We start from the raw sequence: 4,344 nt of genomic DNA, 5'->3' as shown, positions 1-4,344 counted from the left end.
GGGGCCAATGCCCAGCGCCCCGTACAGCTCGGCACCGAACGCCGCCCGACGTGCCTGGTGCACGCCCCGGGCTGTCACCCGGAACGACCGTGACCTCCCGCCTGCCGACTGACACGAAACTGCCTAGTCGTGGAAGGCCGTGGTCGACTCGAGTGGAGCCCGCTCGGCCTTCACCCGATTCACCGGCGCCGCCTCGTCGGCGTACCCGAAGGAGATGCCGACGAGCAGCTTCCCTCCGGCGACGCCGAGTTCGGTGCGGACGGTGTCGGCGTAGAAGCTCAACAGTCCCTGCGGGCAACTGTCCACGCCGTACGCAGTCATTGCCAGGAGCAGCGTCTGCATGTAGGCGCCGACATCCGCGGCCAGCCGGGCCTCTCCGTCACCGTGGACGAAGAGGAAGGCCGCGTGTGGCGCGCCATAGAAGCGCAGGCTTTCCGCGTCGTAGGCCGCACGTGCCGTGTGATCGCCGGGGCCAATGCCCAGCGCCCCGTACAGCTCGGCACCGAACGCCGCCCGACGTGCCTGGTGCACCTGCGCGTACATCCCCTCGGAATACGGGAAGTCCACCGAGGTGCGCCGTTCGGCGTGGGCCGTCTGCAGGGCACCGGCCAGGCGCTGACGTGCCGCACCGCTCACCACCTCCACCTGCCACGGTTGTGCGTTGGAGTTGGACGGCGCGGTGCCGGCCAGCGAGAAGATCCTGCGCATCGTGTCCTCGGGTACGGGTTCCGGACGGAACGCGCGGGTCACGTGACGGCCGCGTATCAGCTTCTCCGCGCAGCTGCTCAGCTCAGTGGGGACGGGCCTGCTCATGGAACTCCTTGATGTCGAAAGAGTTCATGTAAACGGTGGCGTTTACATGCGGTGTCACCTTAACGCGACATGCCGACTTAAGTAAACGCGTGCGTATACTTACTTCATGAACACGACCGGGAGTACGACGGCCAGGGCAGCCCGGCGGCAAGGGCGCGGCGGGCGGGAGCGCATTCTGGCTGCCGCCGCCCGACTGTTCGCGACCCAGGGCATCAGCGCGACCGGCATGGAACAGGTCGCCGAGGAAGCGCCGGTGTCCAAGCGGACGCTCTACGTGCACTTTCGGACCAAGAACGATCTGGTCATCGCCCACTTGCAGGGCCTCGCACTGTCCGGGGCCACCCTCGAAGGCGTGCTGACCCGCGAGGACATCCCTCCGCGTGACCGGATCCGCAGGTTGTTCGACCAGCCGGTGGCGGACGCGGCTCCGGTGCGCGGGTGTCCGTTCATCGATGCCGCCGCGGAGTTCCCCGACCCGGAGAGCGCGGTGCACTCCTACGCCCGGGAGCAGAAGCTGCGCATGGTGCAACTGATCGTCGCGGTGGTGACGGAACTGGGCTGCCGCGAACCTCTCCCACTCGCCGAGCAACTGGCCACCCTCGCGGACGGGGCGGCCAGCCGCGCCATGGTGCTGGACGAAGCGGACTACGGTCGACACGCGCGGGCGGCGGCGGAAGTCCTCCTCGATCAGGCTCTGCCGGGAAAGACGGGAAAGGGCTGACGCGGAAGACCGGGACGCAGTGGGTGCACCTGCCGGAGCGGTACGGCCATTGGCGTGGCGTCTACAACCGGCTGCGGAGGTGGGCGGTCGACGGCACGTGGGAGCGGGTCTTCACCGCGCTGATGGCCCAGGCCGATGCCGATGACGACCTCAACTGGGCCGTCTCGGTGGACTCCACGATCGTGCGCGCCCACCAGCATGCGGCCGGGGCCCGCAAAAGGGGGCCCCGGCCGGCGAACCGGCTAGTCCCGCGGCCGGGCGTCCCGTACGTCGCCGGGGTGCGGTACGAACCGTGCCAGCAGGCTGCCGAGGAATCCGGTGACCAGGCCCCAGACGGCACCCACCGCCACCAGGCGCGGGAGTTGCGGCCGCAGGGTGACCTCGCCGCCCAGTCCGCCGCCGAGGTCCCCGATGCCGATGAGGGAGAGCCCGTAGTGCGCGGCGATCCGGGTGAGCAGCCCGACGACGAGCATGGTGAGCGCCAGGGCCACGGCCATCTCCAGCGCGTGCCGCCAGGCCGGCAGCCGGGCCGGGGACCGTACCGCCGCGGTGAAGGCGGCGGCGACCAGCACCACGGCCGCCACCGCCACGAGCAGCCAGGCGCGCCCGTCGTGCTCCGCGACCGCGCCGAGGTCCAGGGTCCGTTGCCCGCCACGGGTGCGCAGCACCTGGTCGAGGACGCCCGGCATGGGCAGTCCGATCGCCTTGTCGACATGCCCCACCCAGGCGCCGCCGATCCCGACCCCCAACGCCACCCAGACCAGATTCGGCAGTCCGAGGAACAGTACGGCGGCGGTCTCGGCGGGGTGGCCGCGGGTGAAGAGCACGATCACGCCGATGACCAGCCCGATCGCCGCGTAGGCAAGCAGCACCACGAGCATCGCGAAGGCGGGCGGGCGCACGGAACGCTGGAAGTGCAGCAGCCGGGAGGAGAGCGGTGCCCTGCGCGACACCATGAACGCGATCACGAGGACGGCCAGCACCCACAGCAACCCGAAACCGAGTGTCGCGGGTACATCGGCCCGGAATTCCACGGTGGGGATCGCGCCGAGCTCCGCTCCGATCTCCTCTGCGATGTCGTTGCCGGTGGAGATCCGGAAGCGGTGGCGCGCGAGCAGGGCGACGATCAGGAGGAACAGCAGCCAGCATGCGGCCGTACGGGCGATGCGGTCGAGCAGTTCGCCGGTGGAGGCCACCGCGCGGTGGCGCAGCGGCCGCAGGAAGACCACTGCCGTCGCCAGCGCGCCGGCCAGCGTCACCGACAGTGGTACGGCATCGATGGCGGCGTCCGCCTGCGCGAGGACGCCGGAGTCGCCGGAGAGCGCGACCGAGCCGCCGGCCGCGATGACGACAACGGCCGCGACCACTCGAGGGAACGCCCCGCCGGGCAGGTCCGCCGCGCCCGCCGCCCACAGTCCGAGCGCGGCGACCACGAGCATGACCACGATGCCCGCACCCGCCGCGGCGAGCGCTTCTCGCATCCGGCTCACGCTGTCTCCTCACCTTCGGTTACCGCGATCACCACCGTAAGTACGGGAGCGCCGCCCCGCTTGCGGACGACACCCAGGATGGACACACAATGGCGTAAAGAGGGAATAAACGGGTGAATTCGGATCGCCGGACAGTCCACGCGGCCGACACCCGGCACACGCGGGAATGGGAAGAAGGACCGGCCCGTGACATCGCAACCACCGCCCGAAGGCCGCCCGACCGGCCCGCCTTCGGGTCCACCATCGGGTCCACCGTCGGGTCCGCTCTCCGGGCCGTCGTCGGGGCAGCCGTCGGGCCCCTCCCCGGGCCCGGCGTCAGGGCCGTCCTCGGGCGCGCCTGCCCAGCCGGACCATGAGCCGACGCAGGTGGGCTCCGGCTCCGGGCAGTGGCCGGGCGGGACCGGTGGGTCCGGTGGCTCGGGCGGGTCCGGTGGCGGTGGTTCCGGCGGCGGCTCCGGCAGTGGGGCGGCCGGTGCCGCCGGAGCCGGTCCCGGCCGTGGCAGGCCCTGGTGGCGGTCCTCGTCACGCGTCGCGCTCATCACCGCCGTCATCGTCGCGGCCGTGGCCCTGACCGTCTTCCTCACACGCCCGGACAGCGGTACCGGATCGGGCGAGGTCTTCCTCCAGCCGGCCGCGGCCGAGGGCAGGGACCCCTTCACCGAGTCGACGGCCAAGGACTCCACCGCGCCCGCTTCACCGACCGCAACGCCGACCGCGCCGTCCGGTGACACCGGCGGCACCACCAGCGTGGAGGGATCGGCGCCGGGCCTGTACGGCGGCAGCCGCTCCGCACCGAGTTGCGATGTCGAGAAGCAGATCGACTTCCTGCGGGGAGAGCCCGCCAAGGCCAAGGCATTCGCCGACACCGAGGGCATCGCCCAGCGTGAAGTACCTTCCTACCTGCGGTCGTTGACCCCTGTGCAACTGCGCCAGGACACCCGGGTCACCAACCACGGCTTCAAGGACGGCAAGGCCACCGCCTACCAGTCGGTGCTGCAGGCCGGCACGGCCGTACTGATCGACTCGCGCGGAGTGCCGCGCGTGCGCTGTGCCTGCGGTAACCCACTGCTGCCGCCGGTGGCCGTCAAGGAGACACCGAAGCCGGTCGGCAAGCCCTGGCCCGCGTACCAGCAGTCGGACGTGGTGGCCGTGCAGCAATCGGCCACCGCGGTCGACAGCTTCACCCTCGTCGACCTGGACACGGGTGCCTGGTTCAAGCGCGCCGCGGGCGATGGAACGGGCGGGACGGACGCCCCGACCACTCAGCCGCCCTCCGCGCCCCCTTCGGACTCCCCGTCATCCACCTGCCCGCCCTCCGGG

4 protein-coding genes and 1 pseudogene are annotated in these 4,344 nt (G+C 71.3%); 3 read left to right on the top strand and 2 right to left on the bottom strand.

All coding sequences use genetic code 11. From position 1 onward, the window contains the following. Positions 1-123 precede the first annotated feature (123 nt). Complete coding sequence (locus tag CCS38_RS28245; protein WP_223736162.1) at positions 124-813, bottom strand: nitroreductase; 690 nt, start codon at positions 811-813, stop codon at positions 124-126. Between the two features lie 106 nt (positions 814-919). On the opposite strand from CCS38_RS28245, the gene CCS38_RS28240 reads away from it, so the two are divergent. Both CCS38_RS28240 and CCS38_RS35855 read left to right on the top strand, forming a co-directional pair. Beyond that, positions 920-1,534 (top strand): TetR/AcrR family transcriptional regulator, encoded by a 615-nt coding sequence (locus tag CCS38_RS28240; RefSeq protein ID WP_223736161.1) that lies wholly within the window; start codon positions 920-922, stop codon positions 1,532-1,534. Continuing rightward, a pseudogene (locus tag CCS38_RS35855) lies at positions 1,531-1,758 on the top strand (transposase); the annotation flags it as partial. The gene CCS38_RS28240 and the pseudogene CCS38_RS35855, both read left to right, overlap by 4 nt. 18 nt (positions 1,759-1,776) lie before the next feature. Here CCS38_RS35855 and CCS38_RS28230 read toward each other — a convergent pair. Continuing rightward, positions 1,777-3,015: a streptophobe family protein gene (locus CCS38_RS28230; protein ID WP_223736163.1), complete on the bottom strand. Its 1,239-nt coding sequence runs from the start codon at positions 3,013-3,015 to the stop codon at positions 1,777-1,779. A 570-nt stretch (positions 3,016-3,585) separates the two neighbouring features. On the opposite strand from CCS38_RS28230, the gene CCS38_RS28225 reads away from it, so the two are divergent. Next, a partial coding sequence (locus CCS38_RS28225; RefSeq protein ID WP_223736160.1) for a DUF6777 domain-containing protein occupies positions 3,586-4,344 on the top strand: 759 nt, incomplete at its 3' end.

Source organism: Streptomyces purpurogeneiscleroticus (genome assembly GCF_020024005.1).
In the GTDB taxonomy this organism is placed as follows: domain Bacteria; phylum Actinomycetota; class Actinomycetes; order Streptomycetales; family Streptomycetaceae; genus Streptomyces; species Streptomyces purpurogeneiscleroticus.
Note: the sequence above shows the minus strand (reverse complement) of the source record. Positions and strands in the feature narration are given on the sequence as shown.

Bases quoted from the DNA above. Each gene is read 5' to 3' on its own strand.
- CCS38_RS28240 (WP_223736161.1), top strand. From the start codon at position 920: ATGAACACGACCGGGAGTACGACGGCCAGGGCAGCCCGGCGGCAAGGG.
- CCS38_RS28245 (WP_223736162.1), bottom strand. From the start codon at position 813: ATGAGCAGGCCCGTCCCCACTGAGCTGAGCAGCTGCGCGGAGAAGCTG.
- CCS38_RS28230 (WP_223736163.1), bottom strand. From the start codon at position 3,015: ATGCGAGAAGCGCTCGCCGCGGCGGGTGCGGGCATCGTGGTCATGCTC.